This is a genomic window from Rhodococcus sp. SJ-3 (genome assembly GCF_051918125.1).
Lineage (GTDB): Bacteria > Actinomycetota > Actinomycetes > Mycobacteriales > Mycobacteriaceae > Rhodococcus.
The window spans coordinates 161,545-187,972 of sequence record NZ_CM123306.1 but is presented as its reverse complement, the minus strand read 5'-3'; the positions used below and the strand labels follow the sequence as shown (position 1 = coordinate 187,972).

At 65.2% G+C, this 26,428-nt stretch carries 24 protein-coding genes; 20 read left to right on the top strand and 4 right to left on the bottom strand.

The window, feature by feature from the left end; translation table 11 throughout:
• Nucleotides 1-55: 55 nt before the first annotated feature.
• From ACTDXD_RS00880 to secA, 13 genes are all read left to right on the top strand, one after another.
• Nucleotides 56-1,138 carry an SIS domain-containing protein gene (locus ACTDXD_RS00880; protein ID WP_440125343.1) on the top strand — a complete coding sequence of 361 codons (1,083 nt, stop codon included), beginning with the start codon at nt 56-58 and terminating at the stop codon, nt 1,136-1,138.
• A complete protein-coding gene (gene manA, locus ACTDXD_RS00875; RefSeq protein WP_440125342.1) occupies nt 1,138-2,376 on the top strand; it encodes a mannose-6-phosphate isomerase, class I in 1,239 nt (412 codons plus the stop codon). The genes ACTDXD_RS00880 and manA overlap by 1 nt, the downstream gene beginning before the upstream one ends.
• A 190-nt stretch (nt 2,377-2,566) precedes the next feature.
• The gene (locus tag ACTDXD_RS00870; protein ID WP_440125341.1) at nt 2,567-3,832 is read left to right on the top strand and encodes an alkane 1-monooxygenase; all 1,266 of its coding nucleotides are present in this window, start codon (nt 2,567-2,569) and stop codon (nt 3,830-3,832) included.
• Entirely contained in the window at nt 3,829-4,014 is a 186-nt protein-coding gene (locus ACTDXD_RS00865) for a rubredoxin (protein WP_440125340.1), read from the top strand. Before ACTDXD_RS00870 ends, ACTDXD_RS00865 begins: the two co-directional genes overlap by 4 nt.
• A 46-nt stretch (nt 4,015-4,060) precedes the next feature.
• Nucleotides 4,061-4,678 (top strand): TetR family transcriptional regulator, encoded by a 618-nt coding sequence (locus ACTDXD_RS00860; protein ID WP_440125339.1) that lies wholly within the window; start codon nt 4,061-4,063, stop codon nt 4,676-4,678.
• A gap of 96 nt (nt 4,679-4,774) precedes the next feature.
• Nucleotides 4,775-6,244, top strand: a complete 1,470-nt coding sequence (gene ahcY, locus ACTDXD_RS00855) for an adenosylhomocysteinase (RefSeq protein ID WP_440125338.1) — start codon at nt 4,775-4,777, stop codon at nt 6,242-6,244.
• A 38-nt stretch (nt 6,245-6,282) separates the two neighbouring features.
• Nucleotides 6,283-6,948 (top strand): dTMP kinase, encoded by a 666-nt coding sequence (locus tag ACTDXD_RS00850; RefSeq protein WP_440125337.1) that lies wholly within the window; start codon nt 6,283-6,285, stop codon nt 6,946-6,948.
• Nucleotides 6,949-6,953: 5 nt separating this feature from the next.
• A complete protein-coding gene (gene mtrA, locus ACTDXD_RS00845) occupies nt 6,954-7,631 on the top strand; it encodes an MtrAB system response regulator MtrA (RefSeq protein ID WP_281499284.1) in 678 nt (225 codons plus the stop codon).
• 50 nt (nt 7,632-7,681) lie between these two features.
• A complete protein-coding gene (gene mtrB / locus ACTDXD_RS00840) occupies nt 7,682-9,385 on the top strand; it encodes an MtrAB system histidine kinase MtrB (RefSeq protein WP_440127486.1) in 1,704 nt (567 codons plus the stop codon).
• Nucleotides 9,382-11,166 carry an MtrAB system accessory lipoprotein LpqB gene (gene lpqB, locus ACTDXD_RS00835; RefSeq protein WP_440125336.1) on the top strand — a complete coding sequence of 595 codons (1,785 nt, stop codon included), beginning with the start codon at nt 9,382-9,384 and terminating at the stop codon, nt 11,164-11,166. Before mtrB ends, lpqB begins: the two co-directional genes overlap by 4 nt.
• A 30-nt stretch (nt 11,167-11,196) precedes the next feature.
• A complete protein-coding gene (locus ACTDXD_RS00830; protein ID WP_440125335.1) occupies nt 11,197-11,841 on the top strand; it encodes a ComF family protein in 645 nt (214 codons plus the stop codon).
• A gap of 215 nt (nt 11,842-12,056) precedes the next feature.
• A complete protein-coding gene (hpf, locus tag ACTDXD_RS00825) occupies nt 12,057-12,725 on the top strand; it encodes a ribosome hibernation-promoting factor, HPF/YfiA family (RefSeq protein ID WP_440125334.1) in 669 nt (222 codons plus the stop codon).
• Between the two features lie 185 nt (nt 12,726-12,910).
• Nucleotides 12,911-15,727, top strand: a complete 2,817-nt coding sequence (gene secA, locus ACTDXD_RS00820) for a preprotein translocase subunit SecA (RefSeq protein WP_440127485.1) — start codon at nt 12,911-12,913, stop codon at nt 15,725-15,727.
• 6 nt (nt 15,728-15,733) lie between these two features.
• On the opposite strand, the gene ACTDXD_RS00815 is transcribed toward secA, so the two are convergent.
• Nucleotides 15,734-16,078: an Rv3235 family protein gene (locus ACTDXD_RS00815; protein ID WP_440125333.1), complete on the bottom strand. Its 345-nt coding sequence runs from the start codon at nt 16,076-16,078 to the stop codon at nt 15,734-15,736.
• A 328-nt stretch (nt 16,079-16,406) separates the two neighbouring features.
• Here ACTDXD_RS00815 and ACTDXD_RS00810 point away from each other — a divergent pair, with 328 nt between their 5' ends.
• From ACTDXD_RS00810 to ACTDXD_RS00785, 6 genes are all read left to right on the top strand, one after another.
• On the top strand, nt 16,407-16,859 hold the full coding sequence (locus ACTDXD_RS00810) for an HAD-IA family hydrolase (protein WP_440127484.1): 453 nt from the start codon (nt 16,407-16,409) through the stop codon (nt 16,857-16,859).
• Nucleotides 16,856-18,268, top strand: a complete 1,413-nt coding sequence (locus ACTDXD_RS00805) for a WS/DGAT/MGAT family O-acyltransferase (RefSeq protein WP_440125332.1) — start codon at nt 16,856-16,858, stop codon at nt 18,266-18,268. The genes ACTDXD_RS00810 and ACTDXD_RS00805 overlap by 4 nt, the downstream gene beginning before the upstream one ends.
• A 3-nt stretch (nt 18,269-18,271) precedes the next feature.
• Nucleotides 18,272-18,775 (top strand): DUF6912 family protein, encoded by a 504-nt coding sequence (locus tag ACTDXD_RS00800; RefSeq protein ID WP_440125331.1) that lies wholly within the window; start codon nt 18,272-18,274, stop codon nt 18,773-18,775.
• 74 nt (nt 18,776-18,849) lie between these two features.
• Nucleotides 18,850-19,980, top strand: a complete 1,131-nt coding sequence (locus ACTDXD_RS00795; protein ID WP_440125330.1) for a ferredoxin reductase — start codon at nt 18,850-18,852, stop codon at nt 19,978-19,980.
• A 47-nt stretch (nt 19,981-20,027) separates the two neighbouring features.
• Nucleotides 20,028-21,323, top strand: a complete 1,296-nt coding sequence (locus ACTDXD_RS00790; RefSeq protein ID WP_440125329.1) for a fatty acid desaturase family protein — start codon at nt 20,028-20,030, stop codon at nt 21,321-21,323.
• Nucleotides 21,324-21,384: 61 nt separating this feature from the next.
• Complete coding sequence (locus ACTDXD_RS00785) at nt 21,385-22,620, top strand: fatty acid desaturase family protein (protein ID WP_440125328.1); 1,236 nt, start codon at nt 21,385-21,387, stop codon at nt 22,618-22,620.
• A gap of 72 nt (nt 22,621-22,692) precedes the next feature.
• Here ACTDXD_RS00785 and rsgA read toward each other — a convergent pair whose 3' ends face one another.
• Together rsgA and aroA are read right to left on the bottom strand one after the other, a co-directional pair.
• The gene (rsgA, locus tag ACTDXD_RS00780) at nt 22,693-23,712 is read right to left on the bottom strand and encodes a ribosome small subunit-dependent GTPase A (RefSeq protein ID WP_440125327.1); all 1,020 of its coding nucleotides are present in this window, start codon (nt 23,710-23,712) and stop codon (nt 22,693-22,695) included.
• Nucleotides 23,679-24,965 carry a 3-phosphoshikimate 1-carboxyvinyltransferase gene (gene aroA / locus ACTDXD_RS00775; protein ID WP_440125326.1) on the bottom strand — a complete coding sequence of 429 codons (1,287 nt, stop codon included), beginning with the start codon at nt 24,963-24,965 and terminating at the stop codon, nt 23,679-23,681. Before aroA ends, rsgA begins: the two co-directional genes overlap by 34 nt.
• Before the next feature lie 79 nt (nt 24,966-25,044).
• Between aroA and ACTDXD_RS00770 the strand changes: the two genes are divergently transcribed.
• Nucleotides 25,045-25,791, top strand: coding sequence for an SOS response-associated peptidase (locus ACTDXD_RS00770; protein WP_440125325.1), 747 nt, complete (start codon nt 25,045-25,047; stop codon nt 25,789-25,791).
• A gap of 23 nt (nt 25,792-25,814) precedes the next feature.
• On the opposite strand, the gene ybaK is transcribed toward ACTDXD_RS00770, so the two are convergent.
• Nucleotides 25,815-26,312, bottom strand: coding sequence for a Cys-tRNA(Pro) deacylase (gene ybaK, locus ACTDXD_RS00765; protein WP_440125324.1), 498 nt, complete (start codon nt 26,310-26,312; stop codon nt 25,815-25,817).
• Nucleotides 26,313-26,428 lie beyond the last annotated feature (116 nt).

Below are 26,428 nucleotides of genomic sequence, written 5' to 3'. Positions count from 1 at the left end.
CGCGTGCCGTATCGGGGCCGACTCGATTCTGTGAGGAGAGAAAGGGGGCGCGGTCGTGACGGCTCCCTCGCCGCTGTTCGACTTCGATGATGCGAGTGCACTCATCGAGGCCGATGTCGATGGAATCCTGCGCAGCGCCGCACTCGGGGGTGCGCAGATTCGCGCGAGCGTCTCTGCTGCGGAGGAGGGCGTGCGCGGCCGTCTTCATGGCGTCCATCCACGCAGCGTCGTCTTCGTCGGCGGGGACGTCCGCGCCGGTCGCGCAGCGGAACTTGTAGTCGCTCTCTTCTCGGATCGCTGTGCAGTGCCACTCGTTGCCGTTCCCGCCACACCCCCCTGGGTCGGTCCGCTCGATATCGTCGTCGTGGCGGGAGACGACGCGGGTGATCCGGCGCTCGCCGCGTCCATCGACGGTGCGCTCCGGCGAAGTGCGGAGGTCGTGGTGGACGCCCCCGACGAAGGGCCGGTTCGATCGGTGGCTGCGGGTCGCGCGCTGGTGCTGGCGCCGCGTGTACATGTGCCGACCGCCTATGCGTTCGCGCGGCACCTCGCTGTGTTCTGCGCGGTGCTGGACTCGCTGGAAGCCTCCCGTCTCGGCAGCGCGCTCCCTGATCTCGGGATGATCGCCGATTCGGTCGATGCAGAGTCTGCGCGTGACCACCCGTCGAACGAGGTCTTCGAGAACCCGGCGAAGTCGCTGGCGACGCGGATGTTGTCGCGCCGCGTGGTGATTGCGGGTGATTCGCAGACCACCGCGGTGCTGGCGCGACACGCCACGGATTCGTTGTTGATGGTTGCCGGTGTGATCGCCACCCCGGCGGCGCTACCGGACGCGCTCGTGGCACGAAATCGTCTGCTCGACTCGACCGCTGGTCCCGACGCGTACGACCCGTTCTTCCACGACGAAGAACTGGACGGGCCCGCGCCGGCCGCACCGGTACGGGTGTTCGTGCTCAGCACGGACGAGGACCGACCGGCCGCGCGACGCCGAGCCGCGGCACTACCGGATATGGAATTGGTGTCTGTTGTGGGGGAGTTCGAAGCCCGTGAGGTCCCATCTGTGCTCGAACAGGTGGCCGTACTGACCGCGAGACTGGAATTGGCTGCGGCCTATCTGCGACTGGCCGGTGGTCGGTAGTGCACCGTCTCGAAGGTGCGGTGCGCTCCTACGCGTGGGGTTCGCGCACTGCCATTGCCACCTTGTGCGGCAGGACCGTGCCGTCCGATCATCCCGAAGCGGAACTGTGGTTCGGCGCGCACCCGGCGGATCCGGCTCGGGTGGTCGACGACGGTCAGGCACCGGTGTCATTGCTCGACCTGCTCGATGACGACCCTCCCGCGCAGCTGGGTGACGACAGCGTCGAACGGTTCGGGCCGAGGCTGCCGTTCTTGTTGAAGCTGCTCGCGGCAGAGGAACCGTTGTCCTTGCAGGCGCATCCCAGTGCCGTGCAGGCCGCCGAGGGCTATGCGCGCGAGGAAGCGCTCGGTGTGCCACTCGACTCGTCGGTGCGCAACTACCGCGACCCGAACCACAAGCCCGAACTGGTTGTTGCGTTGACGCGTTTCGAGGCGCTCGCGGGTTTCCGCGATGCGGCTCGTACCGTCGAGTTGCTCGAGGCGCTGCGCGTGCCCGAACTCGATCCCTATGTGGGCCTGCTTGCGGGACAGCCGGACTCCGACGGCCTCCGCGCCTTGTTCACCACGTGGATCACGTTGCCTGCGCAGGCGCTGTCCGCGCTCGTTCCACGCGTCCTGGATGGGTGCGTGACCTATCTCGCGACCGGAGGCGATGTGCCCCGCGAGTTCGTTGCCGAGGTGCGGACCGCATTGCAGCTCGCCGAGATCTATCCCGGTGATGCGGGTGTCCTCGCATCGTTGTTGCTGAACCGGATCACTCTGGAGCCGGGGCAGGGCCTGTATCTCGACGCCGGGAACCTGCACGCCTATCTGCACGGGATGGGCATCGAGATCATGGCGAACTCGGACAATGTCCTGCGCGGTGGCTTGACTCCCAAGCACGTGGATGTGCCGGAACTGTTGAGAGTGCTCGATTTCGGCTCACCGGATGTCCCTGTCCTCGAGGCCGACCCGGTGGGCACGCATGAATGGCGGTATCGCACGCCGGCGCCGGAGTTCGCTCTGTCGCGGCTCGAACTCGAGGCGGGGGAGACGGTGTCGCTGGCGCCGTGCGGACCGCAGATCCTGTTGTGTACGTCGGGGTCGGCCACCGTCGAGTGTGGCGGAGAGAGCATCGTATTGGGGCAGGGTCGCTCGGTGTGGCTTCCCGCGTCCGATCCGAAGCTGGACGTCATCGCTGGTGATGTCGATGTGCAGGTGTTCCGTGCTCGTCTCGGGGGGGACCGCGCGGACAGGTGACCTCGCGAGCGCACCGGCTCGGACGAATTGGAACTGTCGCATGAGGGGCGCTCCTACGGGAGCGCCCCTTTATGCGTGGCTATGACCGATTACAAAAGCACAGATTTGTCTAGACCGCGTACGACTGCTCGGGTAATGTCAATCAATGGGTGATGTAGGTCATCTACCTCCGACTCGAAGGGGAATGGGCATGGCCACGCGCACAGAAGGGGTCCAGAACCCCTCCGCATCGCAATGGCGAGACCGCAAGCGATACCTCTGGTTGCTCGGTCTCGTCCCACCGACCGCGGTCTTCATGGCCACGGCGTTGGTCTGGGGCGGCAACCGGCTGGGGCTCGACTCGGTCACACCGGTTCTCTGGTGGATCGGGCCGATCCTCGTGTTCGTGCTCGTCCCCGCCCTCGATCTTGTCGTCGGCCCCGATGGCGAGAACCCACCCGACGAGATCGTCGAGGCGCTCGAGAACGACCGTTTCTACAGGTACTGCACCTACCTCTACCTACCGTTCCAGTTCGCGACGCTGGTGTGGGCGTGCTACCTGTGGTCGTCCGGGGACCTGTCGTGGCTCGGTATCGACGGTGGCCTCGGTGTCGTCTCGAAGATCGGCCTCGCGATCTCGGTGGGTGTGGTCGCGGGCATCGGCATCAACACCGCGCACGAGCTCGGACACAAGACCGTCCGGCTGGAACGACGTCTGTCGCGGATCGCGCTCGCGCAGTCCTTCTACGGTCATTTCTACGTCGAGCACAACCGTGGCCACCATGTCCGGGTGTCGACACCCGAGGATCCGGCTTCGGCGCGGTTCGGAGAGAGCTTCTGGGAGTTCCTGCCGCGCAGTGTGGTCGGGAGCCTGCGTTCGTCCTGGCGGCTCGAACGTGACCGGCTGGAGCGTCTCGGCCACCCCGTGTGGACGCTGCGCAACGAGGTGCTGAGTGCGTGGCTCATCTCGGTCGTGTTGTTCGCCGTGCTCATCGCAGCATTCGGGATCGGGATCGTGCCGTATCTGATGATCCAGGCCGTGTTCGGTTTCAGTCTGCTGGAAGTCGTGAACTACCTCGAACACTACGGATTGTTACGCCGGCGGACGGCGAGCGGACGGTACGAGCGGTGTACCCCTGCGCACAGCTGGAACAGCGACCACCTGGTGACGAATGTTTTCCTCTATCACCTGCAGCGACACAGCGATCACCACGCGAATCCGACACGGCGCTACCAGACGCTGCGCAGCATGGAGGTCTCCCCTCAGCTGCCCGCGGGCTACGCGACGATGCTCACGCTCGCCTACTTCCCGCCGCTGTGGCGCAGGGTGATGGACCACAGAGTCCTCGAGCACTACTCCGGAGATATCTCCCGGATCAACGTGCACCCCAGGCGCCGCGAAACGATCCTCGCCCGTCACCGCGCCACATCGAATGCGAATCAGGACCGGACGGCCGACTTCGAGAAGGAATCATGACCGACGCGTACCGACTGTTCCGCTGCCTCGTCTGCGGATTCGAATACGACGAAGCACAGGGCTGGCCCGAGGAGGGTATCGATCCGGGCACCCGGTGGGACGACATCCCTGACGATTGGTCGTGCCCGGACTGCGGCGCGGCGAAGGCCGATTTCGAGATGATCGAGATCGTCCGGCGATGAGCTGTGCGCTTTGACGCACCCGCACGGTCGTGAGACCGTCACGGTCATGGCACCGGTGCACGGACAGTCCCCTCGTCACTTCCACGAGGCGAGCCGGGTCCTGCTGCGCGCGACGATCCTCGACGCCATGCGCGGTCTGCTCCTCGAACGGGACTGGTCTTCGGTCACCATGAGCGATGTTGCCCGTGCGGCCGGGATCAGTCGGCAGACGCTCTACAAGGAATTCTCGTCTCGGAACGGCCTCGCCCAGGGGTACGCGCTGCGCCTCGTCGACGAATTTGCCGATACGGTGGGGGATTCGGTGTATGCACACGTCGGTGATGCGCGCGCAGCCCTCGTCGACGGATTCGCGTCGTACTTCGTCGCATCTGCGGCAGACCCGCTCGTGCGGTCATTGCTCGACGGCGAGGCCAAACCCGACCTGCTGCGCTTGATCACGACCGACGCCGCGCCGATCCTCGAGCGGGGCGCAGGCAGACTCGCCGACACTTTCGCGAACAGCTGGATCTCGGCACCCGCTGAGGACGCCGCGATGCTGGCCCGCGTCGTCGTGCGCGTGGCGCTGAGTTTCATTTCGATGCCCCCGACGTCGGGGTCGGATGTCGCGGCAGAGCTCGCCGACATCCTCGTGCCCTTCGTCGAGAAGGTCACCGTGGCGGATTGAGTGCACGGTGAGCCGGGCTGGGGCAGGTCATACGGCCGAGTGTTGTATAGCCTGGTGGGCATCCACCGATTGCCGATAGGAAGAGGCATCCGCACAGTGTCAGACACCACGTTTGTCGCAGACCAGATCAACGGGCTCGATTTCAAGGTCGCCGATCTCTCGCTGGCCGAGTTCGGCCGCAAAGAGATCCGGCTGGCCGAGCACGAGATGCCGGGATTGATGGCGCTGCGCCGTGAATACGCCGAGGTCCTGCCGCTGAAGGGTGCGCGGATCTCAGGTTCGCTGCACATGACGGTGCAGACCGCGGTCCTGATCGAGACGCTCGTCGCGCTCGGCGCCGAGGTCCGGTGGGCATCGTGCAACATTTTCTCTACGCAGGACCATGCTGCGGCAGCCGTGGTGGTGGGCCCGCACGGCACCACTGACGAGCCCAAGGGTGTGCCGGTGTTCGCGTGGAAGGGTGAGACTCTCGAAGAGTACTGGTGGGCAGCCGAGCAGATGCTCACGTGGCCCGGCGAGCCGGCCAACATGATTCTCGACGACGGTGGCGACGCCACGATGCTCGTCCTCAAGGGTGCCCAGTTCGAGAAGGCCGGTGTCGTGCCGCCGACGGACGAGGAGCAGGACTCCACCGAGTACCAGGTGTTCCTGCAGTTGCTGCGCGAGTCGCTCGCCGCGGACTCGAAGAAGTGGTCCACCGTCGCCGAGTCCGTGCAGGGCGTCACCGAAGAGACGACGACGGGTGTGCTGCGGCTCTACCAGCTGTCGGCTGCCGGAGAGCTGGCGTTCCCGGCGATCAACGTCAACGATTCGGTCACCAAGAGCAAGTTCGACAACAAGTACGGGACCCGCCACTCCCTGCTCGACGGCATCAACCGCGGCACCGACGTCCTGATCGGCGGCAAGGCGGCACTGGTCTGCGGCTACGGCGACGTCGGCAAGGGCTGCGCCGAAGCGCTGCGTGGCCAGGGTGCACGCGTGTCCGTCACCGAGGTCGACCCCATCAACGCGCTGCAGGCGATGATGGACGGCTTCGACGTTGTCACCGTCGAGGATTTCATCGGCCGCGCCGACATCGTGATCACCTCGACGGGCAACAAGGACATCATCACCTTCGAGCACATGAAGGCGATGAAGCACCAGGCGATCCTGGGCAACATCGGTCACTTCGACAACGAGATCGACATGGCAGGGCTCGAACGTGCCGCCGATGTCACGCGGATCAACATCAAGCCGCAGGTCGACGAGTTCCGTTTCGCCGACGGCCACACGATCATCGTCCTGTCCGAGGGGCGTCTGCTCAACCTCGGCAACGCCACGGGTCACCCGTCGTTCGTCATGTCCAACTCGTTCGCGAACCAGGTGATCGCACAGATCGAACTGTGGACGAAGCCGGACGAGTACGACAACGAGGTCTACCGCCTGCCCAAGCATCTCGACGAGAAGGTAGCGCGGATCCACGTCGAGGCGCTCGGTGGCACGCTCACCAAACTCACCAAGGAGCAGGCCGAATACATCGGCGTCGATGTCGAGGGTCCGTACAAGCCCGAGCACTACCGCTACTGATACGGCTACGGTCCGGAGCTACGAGAAACTCGAGCAGCATGGGTGTTCTGATCGTCGTCGAAGGTCTCGACGGGGCAGGCAAGCGGACGTTGTCCGCCGGCCTCGTCGAGACCTGGCGTGCGCACGGTGCGTCGGTGGCGACGCTCGCCTTCCCTCGATACGGGGAATCCGTGCACGCCGACCTCGGGGCCGAGGCCCTGCGAGGCGGGCACGGCGACACCGCCTCCAGTATCGAGGCGATGGCACTGCTGTGGGCGCTGGATCGCCGTGACGCGGTGGACGAACTCCGAAAGCTTCTCGCCGGCAACGACATTGTGCTGCTCGATCGGTATGTGGCATCGAACGCCGCGTATACCGCTGCCCGGCACCACGAGTCGGCATCGGGACCGTCCGTCGAGTGGGTGGGCGAGTTGGAGTTCGGCAGGTTCGGCCTTCCGAGACCGGATCTGCAAGTGCTGCTGCGGGTCCCCGTCGATCTCGCCGCCGAGCGCGCGCGCACGCGGGAGGCCGTTGATTCCACGCGTGAGCGCGATGCCTACGAGCGCGACACCGACCTACAGGCACGCACCGGTGCGGTGTACGACGGGCTTGCGGCGGACCGGTGGGCGTCGGAGTGGATTGTGGCCGGACCGGATTCCGACCCGCGACAACTCGCCGTTCAGATCTCAAATCTGCTTCACAACGGTCAAGGAGTGACACGATAGAGGTCATGAAGCCGAGGATTCTGGTTGTCGACGACGATTCTGCACTCGCAGAGATGCTCACGATCGTCCTGCGTGGTGAAGGGTTCGAACCCTTCGTGGTGGGCGACGGGACTCAGGCTCTTGGCGCAGTGCGCGAGATCCGCCCCGATCTCGTCCTGCTCGATCTGATGTTGCCCGGCATGAACGGGATCGACGTGTGCAGGGTGCTCCGGTCGGATTCGGGCGTGCCCATCGTCATGCTCACCGCGAAGTCGGACACCGTCGATGTCGTCCTCGGTCTCGAGTCCGGCGCCGATGATTACATCGTCAAGCCGTTCAAGCCGAAGGAACTCGTCGCGCGGGTGCGGGCGCGGTTGCGCCGCACCGAGCAGGAGCCCGCCGAGATGTTGTCCATCGGCGAGATCGCGATCGACGTCCCCGCACACAAGGTGAGCCGCGGCGAGGAGCAGATCTCCCTCACGCCGCTCGAATTCGATCTACTCGTCGCACTCGCCCGGAAGCCGCGGCAGGTGTTCACACGTGAGGTGTTGCTCGAGCAGGTGTGGGGGTACCGTCACGCCGCTGATACCCGACTGGTGAACGTTCACGTGCAGCGTCTGCGCGCGAAGGTGGAGAAGGATCCCGAGAATCCCGAGGTCGTGCTGACTGTCCGGGGGGTCGGCTACAAGGCCGGACCGCCGTGATCCGTGGGTACCGTCTGCGGCGGAGGATCACACGGAGAACTCTGCCGCTGCTGAGGTGGTCACGCACGCTGAGCAGTGGGCTCGCGCATACTTGGCGTCGATCACTTCAGCTGAGGGTCGTTGCATCGACCCTTTCCCTCTCACTGATCGTGATGCTCGTGCTGGGGGTGGTCCTCACGAGCCAGATCACCGACCGTCTCCTCGAAGTCAAGATCGATGCCGCCACCGAGGAGATGGAACGCTCTCGTGCTCTGGTGGAAGCCCAGCTCGCGGGAGCCGACGATTCCGGTTCTCTCACAGTCCGGCTCGACGGTGCTGCCGCGAGCCTGACCAACAGGGGAAGTGATGCAGGGCAGGACACCGGCGTCGCCGGGACTTTCGATCCGGTGCTCATCGTCCCCGGCGACGGGCCACGAGCGCCGACGTCGAGCGGGGCAGCCGACCAGATCCCGCAGAATCTGCGCGCGTTCGTGCAGAACGATCAGATCGCCTACCAATTCGCGACGGTCGACGACCCGGACGGATATTCGGGTCCGGCACTGATCATGGGTAGCCCGACCGAGTCCGACATCTCGACGCTCGAGCTGTATCTGGTATTTCCGTTGGCCGGCGAGGAACGTACCCTCGCGTTGGTCCGCGGAACCCTTCTCGTCGGTGCCGGTGTGCTCCTGGTGTTGCTGGCAGCGATATCCATGATCGTCGCCCGCCAGGTGGTTCTGCCGATTCGTTCGGCCTCGCGTATCGCGGTGCGCTTCGCGGACGGTCGGCTCAAGGAACGCATGCCGGTGCGCGGTGAGGACGACATTGCTCGCCTGGCGATGTCGTTCAACGAGATGGCGGAGAGCCTGTCGCGGCAGATCACCCAGCTCGAGGAATACGGCAACCTGCAGAAGCGGTTCACCTCCGATGTCAGCCACGAGCTACGCACTCCGTTGACCACTGTCCGGATGGCTGCCGATCTCATCCACGACGGCAGCGACGAGCTGGATCCTTCCCTCAAGCGTGCATCCGAACTGCTGGTCGCCGAACTCGACCGGTTCGAGTCACTGCTGAACGACCTCCTCGAGATCAGTCGACACGACGCCGGAGTGGCAGAACTCGCCTCCGAGCAGCTGGACCTGCGCATGTGTGCGCGGGCGGCGATCGGGACGGTCCGTCATCTCGCGCGCGAGACAGCGACCGAATTGATCGTGGATCTGCCGGACGATGCCGTCAACGCGGACGTCGATCCGCGTCGTGTCGAGCGGATCCTGCGCAATCTCCTCGCCAACGCCATCGACCACGGCGAGGGCAAACCGATCTTGCTGCGCTTACGTGCCGACGACAATGCGGCCGCGTTCGTCGTGCGCGACCAGGGCGTCGGCCTGCGCCCGGGGGAGGAGAAGCTCGTCTTCAACCGATTCTGGCGCTCCGATCCGTCGCGGGTACGACGCTCGGGTGGCACCGGTCTGGGACTGGCGATCAGTGTGGAGGACGCGAATCTGCACAACGGCAAGCTGGAAGCGTGGGGTGAGCCGGGTCGAGGCGCGAGCTTCCGGTTGACGTTGCCACGCGTGCGGGGGCGCAAGGCGGGCCGTAGCCCACTCCCGCTCGTGCCCACTGCGGTTCGTGCGGTCCAGGGCAAGCCCCCGCCGGAAGTTCCGGAAGGCGAGAACGCGGGAGGCGTCGAGAACGCGGCCGGTCCAGAAAAGACCGGAACGAGCGACAGCACCGGAACGAATGAGCCTGCACCATCCGAAGGAGCCGCGACATGAGCTACCGACGCTCACGTGTGGTCGGTTGCGTGATCGCCCTGTTGTCGGCGCTCGCGTTGGTGGCGTCCGGTTGTGCGAGCCTTCCCGATTCCTCATCGCCCCAGGCCATCGGAACGATCGACCGAGGCCCGGCGACGACGGAGGTGCCTGCACCCGAACCGGGACGCGAACCCGACCTGCTCCTGCGAGACTTCCTCCAGGCGAGTACCGACCCCACCAACCGCCACGTCGCGGCTCGCCAGTTCCTCACCTCGGAGATGTCGGCGCGGTGGGACGACGCAGCCAGTGCCACGATCGTCGACAAGGTCGATGTGCTGGCCGAGGAGCGTGACGACAACACCGCCAAGTACGTCGTGCGCGCGAACATCGTCGGACATCTCGAGGAGGGCGGCCTCTACCGCGCCGACAACGGTGATCTCGAAGCGAAGTTCACGCTGGTCCGGGACAACGGCGAATGGCGGATCGACGAGACGCCGCCGGGCGTGATCATGGACAAGGCTCGATTCCTCAACAGTTATCAACGTCGGTCGTTGTACTTCGTCACTCCCAACGGCAGCACCGTCGTTCCCGATCCGCGATGGATATCGGGAACCCCCGAGCAAGCGGCGACGCAGCTGATCGGGCTCCTCATCGAAGGACCCAAACCTTCGCTTGCGCCCGCCGTGCACAACGAGCTGGCCGACACGACGATCCTCGGTCCGATCACCAAGGCGGACGGCCGGACCAGTCAGGTCGGCGTGGGCCTCGGCGGGATCCGAGTGGATTTCGGCGGACTCGCGTCGCTGGCGGAACCGGCAAGGGAACTCCTCGCCGCTCAGGTGATCTGGACGCTGGCCAACGCCGAGATCGCGGGGCCGTACGTCCTCCTCTCGGACGGACAGCCTCTGGATGAGCGCTACCCCAACGGGTGGACCACCGCGGATGTGGCGACGATGAATCCACTGGCGACTTCGGGGACACCGATCGGGTTGCATGCGCTTCTCGGAGGCAGTCTGGTCAGTGTCGCGGAAACCGGCGTCACGCCGGTTCAGGGCTTCTTCGGTTCGGTCGACAACCTTCGTTCGGTGGGGATGTCGCGCGACGGAGCCCTTCTTGCGGCCGTAGCGGACACCGGTCGGCCGGCACCCGAGCCTGCCGCGGAGCTCGTGGTCGGTGCCTACAACGACGGAACGCCGGAACCGGCTGTCGAAGGAGCGTCCATCACCCGGCCGTCGTGGGCACCCGACAGCAATTCCGTGTGGGCGGTCGTCAATGGCACTGCCGTCGTGAGGGCGGTCCGAGAACCGGGTAGCGGACGCGTCACAGTCGTGGGGGTCGAGGCCGGAGCGTTCCGCGCGCTCGGCGGCCGCATCAGCGAATTGCGTCTGTCGCGCGACGGTGTGCGCGCCGCGATGATCATCGACGGACGCGTGTATATCGCGATCGTGGTGCAGACCCCGAACGGTGAGTTCTCGCTCACGAGTCCCCGCGAGATAGCGTTCGATCTGGGCGGGCCCGCCTTGTCGCTGGACTGGAGCACTTCCGACACAGTCGTGGTCTCCCGCTCGGCCTCCGACATTCCCGTCGTTCAGATCGCGATCGACGGATCGCGGATGGACGCGCTTCCGAGCCGGAACCTGACACCACCGGTCGTCGCGGTCGAAGCATCGACCACCACCGAGTACGTCGCCGACACGAGAGCGGTCTTCCAACTGAACAACAGCGATCCTGCAGGTGACCGGTACTGGCGGGAAGTGCCAGGCCTGGCCGGGTTGACCGCGGTGCCGGTGTTGCCCGGCTGACCTGTCGTACCGGCCCGGCACACTGTGCAGGTGCTCTCAGCGCTCCTCGACCTGGTGCTGCCCGTCCGCTGTGGCGGCTGTGAGACGCCAGGCACTCCGTGGTGCCGGAGGTGCGCCCGCACTTTGAACGACTCGCCTGCGCGGGTGCATGCGCGGGTCGACCCGGGGGTGCCGGTGTGGGCGCTCGGGGCGTACTCCGGCGCTCGGCGCAGCGCTGTCGTCGCTGCGAAAGAGCGCGGTCGCCGCGACCTCGCGACACCACTCGGATTGGCGGTGGCGGTCGCGATCGCCCGATTGCGGCGATGGGGTGAGATCCCCGGCGGGCCTCTGCTCGTGGTGCCTGCACCGAGCCGCGCCAGGGCAGCGAGAGCGCGCGGCGGAGACCCGGTCACCCGGATGGCCCGGTGCGCGGCCTCTCACGATCGGTTGCTCCACGTACATCCCGTATTGGTCACCGATGCCGGGGTACGCGACTCCGTCGGCTTGTCGGCGCGTCAGCGGCAGGCCAACCTTGCCGGACGCATCTCGATTCGGGCCGCCTCTGTACCGCGAGGACTTCCCTTGCTCGTGATCGACGACATTGTCACCACCGGCGCAACTGCGGCCGAGGCTGTCCGAGTGCTCCGAAAAGAGGGGTTTCGGACGTCCGGAATTCTGGCGATCGCACATGCCTGAGCGGGTCTGTGTGATAGGCGGCGAACTGCCGAAAAAGTGAATTCGATCGGAACAGTGGCGGACCTTCCGGTTACGTACTACCGTCGGCCTCAGACCCGGAAACAACAAGGTAGACGGGTAGAAATACTCGATCTGTCTCGTGTCGGGCAGAGCGCCGAGGCGCTCATCGATCCTGCCGGTGCGCGTGCTGCGCCGGCCGTACTCGGGAGGTACGAGTGACGACCCCTTCGAATTCCACCGTCGCGGTCGCCGATACCGGCGACTCCGCTCCGCAGACCGTGAACGCCGATGTGGTGGTGAAAGGCCGCAACGTCGAGGTACCGGATCATTTCCGGATCTACGTGTCGGAGAAGCTAGCTCGGCTCGAACGGTTCGACCCGACGATCTTCCTGTTCGACGTCGAACTACAGCACGAGCGCAACCGTCGCCAGATGAAGAGTTGCCAGAGGGTGGAGATCACGGCCAGAGGAAAAGGACCCGTCGTTCGCGCGGAGGCCGCGGCCGACAGCTTCTATGCAGCATTCGAGTCGGTGACGGCCAAGCTCGAGTCGCGGCTTCGTCGCACGAAGGACCGCCGTAAGGTCTCCTACGGGGACAAGACCCCGGTATCGGTTGCAGAGGCAACAGCGGAGCTCGCGCAAGACGACTCGCTCGGAATCTCGCCGGACATCAACCTCGACGGATACGAGCAGGAACCGGAGGGCCCCGGCCGGATCGTCCGTACCAAGGAACACAGGGCAGATCCGATGACGGTCGACGACGCACTGTACGAGATGGAACTCGTGGGCCACGACTTCTACCTTTTCCACGACAAGGAGACGGACAAACCGTCGGTGGTGTACCGCCGCCATGCGTTCGACTACGGGTTGCTCAGACTCGGATGACGTCTGTGTGAGGCGGCGATGAGGTAGTCGCCATCGCCGTCCGCTCGATAGAACGCCTACCATGGAATCCGGCCGGGGTCCGAAAGGCCTCGGCCGGATTTTCTTGTCCGTGCAGGTACCCGAGATTGAGGACGAACACACCAGTGCTGTCGCTGACGAAGCTGCTCCGATTCGGTGAAGGTCGCATGGTCAAGCGGCTCAAGCACATCGCAGAGCACGTCGAATCCATCGCCCCGGAGTTCGAAAGCCTGACCGATGAGGAGCTGCAGGCCAAGACCGCAGAGTTCCGCGGCAGGCTCGAGGACGGGGAAACCCTGGACGACCTGTTGCCTGAGGCGTTCGCAACGGCTCGGGAAGCATCGTGGCGCGTCATCGGTCAAAAGCACTACACCGTGCAGATCATGGGTGGCGCGGCCCTGCACTTCGGCAATATCGCCGAGATGAAGACCGGTGAAGGCAAGACTCTCACCTGTGTTCTTCCGGCCTACCTCAATGCTCTGTCCGGCGACGGTGTCCACGTGGTCACCGTCAACGACTACCTCGCCAAGCGCGACTCCGAGTGGATGGGCCGTGTTCATCGGTTCCTCGGCCTCGAGACGGATGTGATCCTCTCCGGACTCACTCCGGCCCAGCGCCGCGCCGCATATGCGGCCGACATCACATACGGCACGAACAATGAGTTCGGCTTCGACTATCTGCGCGACAACATGACGCATTCCCTCGACGATCTCGTGCAACGCGGGCACAGCTTCGCGGTCGTCGACGAGGTCGACTCGATCCTCATCGATGAAGCGCGCACGCCGCTGATCATTTCGGGACCGGCCGACGCGTCGAGCAAGTGGTACGCGGAGTTCGCGCGCATCGTGCCGATGCTCAAGGCCGATGTCCACTATGAGGTGGACATCAAGAAACGCACCATCGGTGTGCACGAGGCCGGCGTCGAATTCGTCGAAGACCAACTCGGCATCGACAACCTGTACGAGGCGGCGAACTCACCGCTGGTCAGTTACCTCAACAACGCGATCAAAGCGAAAGAGCTCTACACCAGGGACAAGGACTACATCGTTCGCGACGGCGAGGTCGTCATCGTCGATGAGTTCACCGGGCGTGTGCTCTCGGGCCGCCGGTACAACGAGGGCATGCACCAGGCCATCGAGGCCAAGGAGAAGGTCGAGATCAAGGCGGAGAACCAGACCCTCGCCACCATCACACTGCAGAATTACTTCCGGCTCTACGACAAGCTCTCGGGCATGACCGGTACGGCCGAGACCGAAGCCGCCGAACTCCATCAGATCTACGACCTCGGCGTCATCCCGATCCCGACGAACCGCCCGATGATCCGCGTGGATCAGGGCGATCTCATCTACAAGTCCGAGGAGGCGAAGTTCGCCGCCGTGGTGGACGACGTCGTCGAGCGGCACCAGAAAGGCCAGCCCGTTCTGATCGGTACCACCAGCGTCGAACGTTCGGAGTACCTGTCGAAGCAGTTCACCAAGAAGGGCGTGCGCCACAGCGTCCTCAACGCGAAGTTCCATGAGCAGGAGGCTCAGATCATCGCTGAGGCGGGCCGGTCCGGCGCGGTCACTGTGGCGACCAACATGGCCGGCCGTGGCACCGACGTCGTACTCGGTGGCAACCCCGACATCCTTGCCGACATCGCATTGCGTAAGCGCGGTCTCGACCCGGTCAATACTCCCGAGGAGTACGAGGCTGCGTGGGATCCGGCCCTCGAACAGATCAAGGCCGAGGTCAAGGCCGACGCCGACCGGGTGCGCGAGGCGGGCGGGTTGTACGTCCTCGGTACCGAGCGGCACGAGTCGCGGCGTATCGACAATCAGCTGCGCGGTCGTTCCGGCCGTCAGGGCGACCCGGGTGAGTCCCGGTTCTATCTGTCGCTCGGCGATGAATTGATGCGACGGTTCAACGGCGCGGCCCTCGAATCGATCATGACACGTCTCAATCTGCCCGACGACGTCCCGATCGAGGCGAAGATGGTCTCGAAGGCGATCAAGAGCGCGCAGACTCAGGTCGAGCAACAGAACTACGAGATCCGCAAGAATGTTCTCAAGTACGACGAGGTGATGAACCAGCAGCGCACCGTCATCTACGAGGAGCGTCGCCGGATCCTGCGTGGTGAGGATCTCGAAGGCCAGGTCGAGCACATGCTCACGGATGTCGTCACCGCATACGTGGACGGTGCGGCCGCCGAAGGGTACGTCGAGGACTGGGACCTCGAGCAGCTGTGGACCGCCCTCAAGACGCTCTACCCGGTTGCTGTGGACTACAAGAAGCTCGTCGCGGAGAACGAGGATCTCGACCGCAATGAGCTGCGCGAGATCCTGCTGCAGGACGGACGCGAAGCATACGCGCGCCGCGAGACCGAGATCGAGAGCATCGCAGGTGAGGGCGCGATGCGCGAACTCGAGCGTCGTGTATTGCTCTCCGTCCTGGACCGCAAGTGGCGCGAGCACCTCTATGAGATGGACTACCTGAAGGAGGGCATCGGTCTGCGAGCGATGGCCCAACGCGACCCGCTCGTCGAGTATCAGCGTGAAGGCTTCGACATGTTCACCGGCATGCTCGAAGGTCTCAAGGAGGAATCGGTCGGTTTCCTGTTCAACCTGCAGGTCGAGGCGAATGCATCCCAGCCGCAGACCCCGGGAGGCGGAGTTGCCGTCACCCCCGCGTCCGCTGCGGCGGCTGCCCGCAACGCACCCTCGTTGACCAAACCTGCACAGCCTCAGCAGCAGCCTCAGCAGCAGCCACAGCAGCAGCCTGCGCCACCGCGGCCGCAGCCTGCTCCGATGGCCCTGCGCGCGAAAGGACTCGACGAGACCGAGCGTCGATTGACGTACACCGGTCCGGCGGAGGACGGTCGTGCCCATGTGGCCCGCAGTACCGGCCCGAGCGAAGGGGCAAACCCCCAGCAGAGCGGGACGCGCCGACAACGCCGCGCCGCTGCGCGCAAGGACGCCAAGACCAAGACGAACCGGCAAGGCTGATCCTTTTCAGCCGAGCCACAGGGTCGTGATCACCCATCCGTGACGGGTGTGTCCGCGTGCCGGTGCACGTACGACCCGTCCGGCCATCGCGAACACCCGATGCCCGCGCGCGTAGGACCCGAACAGTTCTGCCGTGCGGGCATCGACCGTCTGCAGACGTGCGCGAAGCACGACTGCCGAGTCCGCGTCGCCTCGCGCACGACGCGCGGCACCGAAGGTCTGGACCAGGGCCGGCGTGAGGACCGTCGCGAGCTGCGCGTCCGGTCGGCGGCCGTCCACGACTTCCAGAACGAGCCTCACGGCGAGGTCTGCGAACCGGTGCGCGCTCGCATCGACGTCCCTGTTCGGCACCGTGTGCGCCCACTGGTGCGGTCGACGCCGCTCCGCTGCTGTGCGAGTTCGTCCGGATCGCCCGGAGTGCGGGGTGGTCCGGGGTAGCGCATGCGGGCGGTGCGCGGTGCAGGGCTCCTGAACCGGCGGCTCGAAATGTGGAACGGGCCGGATGAAGCGACCGGACTGTGGAGGTGACATACGCGAGACTCCCGGGGCGTCGGCTGGTACCGGCCGGCGGACACCGGTCGGTGGCAGGCTCCGGGAGAGGACGGAACCGGGGACATCGTGACATATTGTCGCGCAGTAGGCTCGGGTGACGTGATCAGAAGCCGAGGAGCGAACAGTGCTGCGCGGATTGATCTTGGATTTCGGAGGGGTCCTCGCCGGACCGGGTACGGAGGCTCGGGCGCTGTGGACGATGGTGGCCGAGTTGCGCAGTCGCGGTGTGCGCGCGGCGATCCTGAGTAACGATCCCGGTGGAGCAGGGCCCGGTGCCCGTGCGCTGCGCCGCCTGCGGACGGACCTGATGGTCGATGAGGTCGTCCTGTCCGGCGACGTCGGCGTAGCGAAACCCGATGCAGCCAGTTATCTTCTCGTGGCACAACGATTGGCGCTGGAACCGTCGCAATGTGTGTTCGTCGACGATCTCGTCGTGAATGTTCGCGGGGCCACCGCGGTGGGGATGGTCGGTGTCCACCACCACGTTCCGCGCGCGACGAGGGAGGAGTTGGCCGTACTCTTCAATATCGGTGTGGCATCGGAAGATGCCGACGGGATCGAGGGGGGCGCTTCGCAATGACCAGCCGAATGACGGCGCAGGACGCATCGTTCTACTACCTGGAGACGAGCAACACCCCGATGCACATCGGATCGTTGGCGATCCTCGAACCGCAGGAGGGCGGGCTCGACTACGAGAATGTCGTCCGCCTCGTGGAAACGCGTCTCCCGGAGGTCGCGAGGTACCGGCAGAAGGTCCGTGAAGTGGCCTTCGGTATGGCACGTCCGGTCTGGGTGGATGATCGGGACTTCGATATCACCTACCACGTGCGACGCTCGGCGCTGCCCCGGCCCGGATCGGATGAGCAGCTGTTCGACCTGATCGCGCGTTTGATCTCTCGTCCGCTCGATCGCACGCGTCCGCTGTGGGAGATGTATCTCGTCGAAGGTCTCGCCGACGGCCGGGCAGCGTTGTTCACCAAATCCCACTCGTCACTCGTCGACGGCGAGGACTCCCTCGAGATCGGGCAGGTGCTATTCGATCGCACGCCCGAGCCGCGCGAGGTCGCCGAAGAACTCTGGATGCCTGAGCGGGAGCCGTCCGACATAGCGTTGCTTGTGGGTGCGTTTGCGGGCGTGGTGGCGCGGCCCGGGGAGGGCGTGGCAGCGGTGCGCGCTGCGTTGGGCGATATCGCGTCGACGGTTACCGAAACTGTCGATGTGGTGGGCAGGCTTGCGAGGACTGCTGCGCAGTCCGCGCCGGAATCGCCGCTGAATGCCTCCATCTCACGCAGCAGGCGGTTCACTGTTGTGCAGTCCGATCTCGAACCCTATCGAAAGATCCATGCCCGCTACGGATGCACGATCAACGACGTGGTCCTTGCCGTCATCGCGGGCGCATTACGTTACTGGCTGTTGTCGCGTGGAGAACCGCTCACCGAAGCGACGACAGTCCGCGCGATGGTGCCGATGTCGGTGTACATACAGAAACAGGAGGGGCCGGCCGCCGCGAGTGACACCATTCAGGTCCATCCCCAGGGCGAGGTGTCGTCGTTCCTGGTGGATCTACCGGTGGGCGAACCGAATGCGGTGGTACGTCTGTCCCACATCTCGCACGCCGGGGAGGCGTATTCGCGGCAGCGTCGCCGGATCGCCGCGCAGACGATGATCAGGCTGTCGGGCTTTGCCCCCGCCACGATGCACGCCGTGGGTGCGCGGGTGGCGACGGGGTTTTCGCAACGAATGTTCAACCTCATGATCACCAACGCGCCGGGCCCCCAGCACCCGTTGTATCTCGCGGGAGCGCGCGTCCTTGCGATGTACCCGGTGTCGCCGTTGCTCAAGACGCAGGCGCTCAGCGTTGCCCTCACGTCGTACGACGGCAACATCTATTACGGTTTGAATGCGGACCGCGATGCCATGCCCGACGTGGATGTCCTCGCATCATTGCTGCACGAGTCACTCGAGGAGTTGTTGGATGCCAGTAGGTGAGAAGTGACGCGCGTCTATGTGCCGGCGACGCTCGCGATGTTGCAGCGGCTCGTGGCCGACGGCCGGATCGAGGCCGTCAGCGGGACGGCCTTCGCTGTCACTGCTGCGTTGCGTGAGGCGTATACGGCGGGCGACGACGATGAGCTGGCCGAGGTTGCGATGGGAGAGGCCGCCAGAGCCTCGCTGCGCCTGCTCGCAGCGGAGGACGACGACGGGACGTTCGGACCTCGGCGCGTCGTGATCGCGGCAGACGTCGACGTCGCGACGCCCCGCCCCGATCTCGACGATGCGGTGATCAGGCTCGACGCGCCGGTTCCGATGTCGGCTCTCGCGTCGGTCCACGTCGATCTGGGCACGGCCGAGAGCGATGTCGCGCGGGCCGTGGCGGTGATCGACGCGGCGGATCTCGGTGATGAGGAAGCGGAATTCGTGCTCGGCGACGCCGAGGATCACGAGCTCGCGTGGTATGCGGCTCAGGAGGTGCCTTTCCTTCTGGAGCTGCTCTGAGATCTCGCAACCTACGCCACCGTAGCTTCTGTTAACCTACGGTGGCGTAGGAGTCGGCGAGGAGAAGGTGTCGGATGGGTTTGAAGGAATGGATCGAGAAGCCGGCGGCACACGTCGTGTCTTCGGAGCGGTCCTTGTCGAATGTGCTGCGCGGCGCCGTTGCGCGTGTGACCACGCCATTGCTGCCCGACGACTACCTCCATCTGGTCAATCCGCTCTGGTCGGCACGTGAGCTCCGCGGCAGAATCGTGGAAGTGCGTTCGGAGACGCCCGACTCCGCCACGATCGTCATCCGCCCGGGGTGGGGTTTCGACTTCGAGTACGAGCCGGGCCAGTACGTAGGTATCGGGCTGCACATCGAGGGGCGCTGGCACTGGCGGTCGTATTCACTGACCTCCACGCCCGTTCGCGACGACAAGCTCATCTCGATCGCTGTGAAGGCGATGCCGGAGGGTTTTCTCTCCAGCCACCTGGTCAGCGGTGTTCCGGCCGGTACTGTTGTTCGGCTGGCGGCCCCTCAGGGGGACTTCGTCCTTCCGGATCCGCCCCCCGAGAAGATTCTCTTCCTCACGGCGGGTAGTGGTATCACGCCGATCATGTCGATGCTCCGGACGCTCGATCGCCGCGCGACCGAACGAGACGCTGCGATCTCGGACGTCGTTCATGTCCACTCGGCGCCCGCCGCGGACAGCGTGATGTTCCGCTCAGAACTGGAGGGATTCGACGAAAGCCACGACCAATTCCGTTCGCACCTGCAGTTCACGCGCGAACAGGGCAAGTTCGCTCTGTCGAGCCTCGACGAGGTGTGCCCGGATTGGCGCGACCGCACGGTCTGGGCCTGCGGTCCTCAGGCGATGCTCGACGATATCGCTGCGTTCTGGAAGCGTGCGGGTGTCGATGAGAAACTCCACCTCGAGCGATTCGCGGTGTCCCGAGCCGACACGTCGGGATCCGGCGGTACGGTGACCTTCGCCAAGTCGGGTAAGACGGTCGCCGTCGACGGCGCAACGACCCTGCTCGAGGCAGGGGAGAGTGTCGGTGCTCTCATGCCGTTCGGCTGTCGCATGGGAATCTGTCAGACTTGTGTTGTGCCGTTGGCAAAGGGGCACATCGTCGACCTTCGGTCGGGCAAGGAGCATGCAGAGGGCGAACGTGTCCAGACCTGCATTTCTGCGGCCGCGGGCGATTGCACGCTCGACGCCTGACCGCGTCGTTCGACACAGGTCGTTCAACACAGGGGGAAGGGCCCCGTTTGGCTATCAGCGATATTCGCGAATTCGCGCATCTGACCGATGCCGATGTCGAGGCGCTCGGACGTGAGTTCGACGCGATTCGAACAGATATCGAGCGGTCGCGCGGTGTGCGCGATGCGCGGTACATCCACAACACCATCCGGCTGCAGCGGGCACTCGAGGTCGTCGGGCGCTTGGCGCTGTTCCGGTCCCGAGAGCGGACGTGGTGGTTGTTGGGCACTGCATCGTTGTCTCTATCGAAGATCATCGAGAACATGGAGCTCGGGCACAATGTGATGCACGGGCAGTGGGATTGGATGAACGATCCCGAGATCCACTCGACATCCTGGGAATGGGATCAGACGGGTCCGTCCGAACATTGGAAGCGTGCCCACAACTACGCGCACCACACGTACACGAACATCGTGGGGATGGACGACGACGTCGGATTCGGAATCCTCCGGATGACTCGCGACGAGAAGTGGCGTCCGATCAACCTCCTGCAGCCGGTGGCGAACGTGATCCTAGCTGCGACCTTCGAGTGGGGCATCGCGCTGCACGATCTCTCGGCAGCGAAAGAACTTTCGGGTATTCCTCGTACGCAATGGAATTCAGGTCCGAACAAGGAGTTCGCCGTCAAAGCGGGCAAGCAGGTCCTCAAGGACGGCGTGTTGTTCCCCGCGGTCACGGGTCCTGCATGGCGATCGACACTGAAGGCGAATCTCACTGCGAATCTCGTCCGCAATCTCTGGGCGTACGCGGTGATCTTCTGCGGGCATTTCCCTGACGGCGCGGAGAAGTTCACTCCCGGCGAATTCGAGCGTGAGACGCGCGGGCAGTGGTATCTGCGCCAGTTGCTCGGTAGCGCGAATATCTCGGGCGGCAAGATCATGGGCTTCATGACGGGCAATCTGAGTTACCAGATCGAGCACCATCTGTTCCCGGATCTGCCGAGTAATCGGCTTCCCGAGATCGCGGCCCGGGTTCGTGCGTTGTGTGGCAAATATGATCTGCCCTACACGACCGGGTCGCTGGGGCGTCAGTACTGGCTCGCTCTGCGGACGATTCACAAACTTGCTCTTCCCGACCGGTTCTTGCAGGCGACATCCGACGATGCGCCGGAGACCTCGTCCGAGCGCAAGTTCCGGCACGTGCGAGCGAATGTGGGATTGCCTGCTATTGCCACAGATCCGATCACGGGCCGGCGACGAGGTCTGCTCACCGCGTTGCGGGCGCACGCGGAGGGCGCCGTCGCGGGAAGACGCATGAAGACTGCTGTGCGACACGGGAAGCCGCACGCGCACCGCAGTGCGTGATTCCCGTCACAGACCGAAATCCGTTAACCTACGGAGTCGTAACCTACGGTAGGGTAAGTGCATGGCGATTTCGGATGTCAAGGAGTATGCGCACCTCACGGAGGCCGACGTCGAGGCTATCGGTCGCGAACTCGACGCGATCAGGCGCGATGTGGAGGACTCGCGCGGTGAGCGTGATGCCCGCTACGTCCGCAACACCATCCGGCTGCAGCGTGGTCTCGAGATCGGGGGGCGCGTGGTGCTGCTCGGCTCGCGGAAGCGTCCGCTCTGGATTCTCGGGACCACCATGCTGTCCCTGTCGAAGATCATCGAGAACATGGAGCTCGGGCACAATGTGATGCACGGGCAGTGGGATTGGATGAACGACCCGGAGGTGCACTCGGCGAGCTGGGAATGGGACAACGTCGACCCGTCCGCGCACTGGAAGACAACCCACAATCACCACCACCACAAGTACACCAACATCCTGGGCATGGACGACGATGTCGGATACGGATTGCTCCGGGTCACGCGCGATCAGCGATGGAAGCCGTTCTACCTCGGCAACGTCGCATACAACGCGATCCTCGCCTCGCTGTTCCAATACGGCATCGCGATTCAGCTCCTCGAACTCGGCAAGGTCATCCAGGGCCGTGACGATCGTGAACTGACGAAGGCGCGTGGCAAGGAAGTGCTCGCCAAGATCGGCAAGCAGAACCTCCGCGACTACGTGGTCTATCCGGCGCTGACCGGCAAGGCATGGAAGTCCACGATCAAGGCCAACGCCACCGCGAACCTCGTCCGCAACCTGTGGACCAACGCCGTGATCTTCTGCGGGCACTTCCCTGACGGAGCCGAGAAGTTCACCAAGCAGGACATAGAGAACGAGACCCACGCCGAGTGGTACCTGCGACAGATGCTCGGGTCGGCGAACATCTCGGGTGGCAAGGTCATGGATTTCATGACCGGAAACCTGAGCTACCAGATCGAGCATCACATCTACCCGGATCTACCGTCGAACCGGTACGCCGAGATTGCCGTGCGGGTGCGTCAACTCTGCGACAAATACGACCTGCCGTATACGACAGGTCCGCTCGCGGTGCAGTACTGGAAGTCATGGCGGACCATTGCCAAGCTGTCGCTGCCCGACAAGTTCCTCAAAGACACTCGCGACGCCGCGCCCGAGACGGCCTCCGAACGCGGTTTCGGCGGATCTGCTGAGGTGGATCCGGTCACCGGCCGCAGGCTGGGGCTGGCGACCGCCATCGAGAAGACCCGCAAGCGTGGTCTCGTCCGCCGTGTGCTCGGGATGCGCTGACCGTCACGTCACACAGAAACACCAGAGCCCGGCTTCGTTTCGACGAAGCCGGGCTCTGGTGCGTAGTACAGATCACCAGGAGTCGTTGGTGGCGAGCGCGGCGAGCAGCTCCCGTACCGCCATCGCGCGGCGGAACGACTGACCTTCGAGTTTGTCGAGTGCACATTCGGGATCTGCCGGCGGTCCGAGATGGGTGCACCCGCGGGGGCACTGCTCGACGGCAACCGCAAGATCGGAGAATGCGCCTACGACGTCGTCGGATTCGATGTGCGCGAGTCCGAACGACCGGATACCCGGTGTGTCGACGACCCACCCGCCGCCGGGGAGCGGCAGAGCAACGGACTGCGTGGATGTGTGACGCCCCTTGCCGACTCCGGAGACGACACCGGTGGCGCGTGCGGCGTCGGGGACCAGCCGATTCACCAGAGTCGACTTACCCACGCCGGAATGGCCGATCAGCGCCGTCACGCGGCCGTGCAGCAGTGCGGTCAGCTCGGTGAGGTCGTTGTCCTGCCCGACGAGCATCACCGGAACGGCGAGGTCTGCGAAGTGTGCGGCGAACTCGTCGGGATCGGCCAGGTCGCTCTTCGTCAGGCACAGCACCGGCGTCAACCCACCAGTGAACGCGGCCACCAGTGCGCGCTCCACGAGACCGGTGCGCGGGGGAGGATCGGCAAGCGCGACGACGATCAGCAGATGCGAGGCGTTGGCAACCACTACCCGTTCGTACGGGTCGGTGTCGTCCGCGGTGCGACGCAGCACCGTGGTGCGGTCGTCCACGCGCACGATCCGGGCCAGCGTATCGGGACGGCCCGACAGATCACCGACCACGCCCACTTGGTCGCCGACAACGATCGGAGTCCGGCCCAGTTCGCGGGCGCGCATCGTGGTGACGGTGCGTTCCGGGTCGCCGCCGAGGACCACACCCCACCGACCGCGGTCGACGGAGACGACCATTCCGTCCATCGCATCGCGGTGGGCCGGTCGATCCTTGGTACGCGGTCGCGAACCCCTGCCCGGGCGGACCCGGACATCGGACTCGTCGTACTGCCGCCGTTTCAGGAGCGCACTCCCGTCAACATCGATCCCCACAGCGCCTCGAAGCCCGGCAGTGTCTTCGCCGTCGTGCCGATGTCCTCGACGTCGACTCCGTCGATCACGAGACCTATGATCGCGCCGGCAGTGGCCATCCGGTGATCCGCGTACGACCGCCACACACCGCCGCGTAGCGGCGTCGGCTCGATTCGCAGGCCGTCGTCGGTCTCGCTGACAGATCCGCCGAGACCGTTGATCTCGGCGGTGAGAGCAGCGAGCCGGTCGGTTTCGTGGCCCCGCAGGTGAGCGATTCCGCGCAGGTGCGACGGGGTCGTCGCGAACGCGGCGAGCGCAGCGACGGTGGGAGTCAACTCTCCGACGTCGTGCAGGTCGACGTCGATGCCGACGAGTCGCTGCGGTCCGCGCACGGTGAGGACACCGTCGGCCAATGACACGTCGGCGCCCATGTGCTCGAGAATGCCGCGGATCGCATCCCCGGCCTGGGTGGTGCTCGTAGGCCACAGCGGCACCGAGACGGTGCCGCCGGTGACCGCTGCGGCGGCGAGGAACGGTGTGGCGTTCGACAGATCGGGTTCGACCTTCACGTCGTGGGCCTTGATCGTGCCCGGCGCGACGCGCCACGTATTCGCCTCGGATGTGTCGACGGAAACCCCTGCCGCCCGAAGCATTTCGACGGTCATCTCGATATGCGGCATCGACGGCACCGGCTTGCCGTCGTGATGCACGACGACACCGGTGTCGAAGGAAGCGGCCGACAGCAGCAGACCCGAGACGAACTGTGAGGACCCGGACGCATCGATGGTGACGCTGCCGCCGCGTACTCTGCCCTCGCCTCGTACGGTGAACGGAAGCCCGTCGCCGTCGATGTCGGCGCCGAGGCCGCGTAGCGCGTCGAGGACGGTGCCCATCGGGCGGACCCGTGCCTGCTCGTCCCCGTCGAAATGCACGTCGCCGTCGGCCAGCGCAGCCAGCGGCGGTACGAACCGCATGACCGTGCCTGCCAGGCCGCACTCGACCGACCCGCCGTGCAACGTGCCGGGTGTGATCTCGAGTGTCGTGCCGCCGTCGCGCTCGGCGATGGTGGCACCGACTGCGCGCACGGCCTCGATCATCAGGTCGGTGTCGCGGCTGCGCAATGCCCCGGTGATCGTCGACGGCCCGTCGGCCAGCGCGGCCAGGATCAGGGCGCGGTTCGTGATCGACTTCGATCCGGGCAGGGCAACGGACGCGTCGATCGAGTTCACGGCTCGAGGTGCTCTCCACAGGCTCACCCGACCATCTTCGCCCATCGACCGGTCGGTCCTCGACTGCGGATGGTTCGGCGCGGTGAAATGGCGAGGTGCAGGGTCCGGCTGACACACTCGTGGCATGTGCGGCAGGTATGCGATCACGGCGGATCCGGCGATGTTGGCAACCGAGCTCGACGCGATCGCCGAGACGGGCGACGCCGAGATCGTGCCCGAGTACAACGTGGCGCCCACGACCGGTGTGCTCACCGTGGTGGCACGACACGATCGTGACGATCCGGAAAGCCCCGCTCGACGCAGAATCCGCCGCATGCGCTGGGGTCTGGTGCCGTCCTTCGCGAAGGAGGTCGGCACGAGTGCGCCGTTGATCAACGCCCGTTCCGAGTCTGTCGCGACCAAACCGTCCTTCTCACAGTCGCTCCGCTACAAGCGCTGCCTGGTACCGATGGACGGCTGGTACGAATGGCAGCTCGAACCGGCGTCCGGCGGCAAGACCCGCAAGATTCCGTATTTCATGTCGCAAGGGGACGGTTCACGCCTCTACATGGCAGGCGTGTGGGCGGTGTGGCGCGATCCGCGCACCCCCGACGCACCACCACTGCTCAGTACCGCGATTCTCACCGCGGATTCGATTGAACAGCTGAGCAATGTGCACCACCGGATGCCTCTGATCATGCCTTCCGAACGATGGGATGCGTGGCTCGACCCCGACAGCCTCGGGCATCCTGATCTGATCGTGCCCAGCACAGAGGTGGTCGCAGGCATCGAGATTCGGCGCGTATCCGACAAGGTGAACCGTGTTCGGAACAAAGGGCCGGAACTGGTGGAACCGTACGACGGCAGCGGTGACCAGCTGGCCTTGCTCTAGAGAGCCCGGGTATCGACCGGTCGTCAGCGCCCCGAAGTGACGGGTGCCACCACAGCGTCGGTGAGACGGATCAATTCGGCGGGCGCGAGTTCGATCTCGAGGCCCCGCCTGCCTGCGCTGCACAGCACGCGTTCCCACTGCGCCGCGGAGGCATCGACAACGGTGCGCAAACGCTTGCGTTGGCCGAGCGGTGAGATTCCACCCAGTACGTACCCGGTGGCGCGTTCGGCCGCCGTGCGTTCAGCCAGGACGGCCTTGCCGCCGCCCAGTGCCCCCGCCGCGGCCTTGAGCGACAACATGTCGGGGACGGGGATGACCGCGACCGCGAGCGACGAGTCGGACAGCGAGATCACCAGTGTCTTGAAGATCTGCGCGGGAACGACCCCCAGTCGCTCACCGAGGACGTCCACCGCTTCCGCGCCGTACGAGCCGGACTTCGGGTCGTGCGAATATTCGTGGACCAGATGCTCGACCTTCTCCCGCTTCAGCAGAGTGGTCGCAGGTGTCGACGTCGAGGCCATGAGTATCAGCCTAGGAGCGGATGTCGAGAGGACTTCGGGAGGCCCGCGAATCCGGGGGTTCGGGAACAACTCGCACCGGAGGGTTGTTGATCCCCGTGGGCCGCAGATCGATGAGT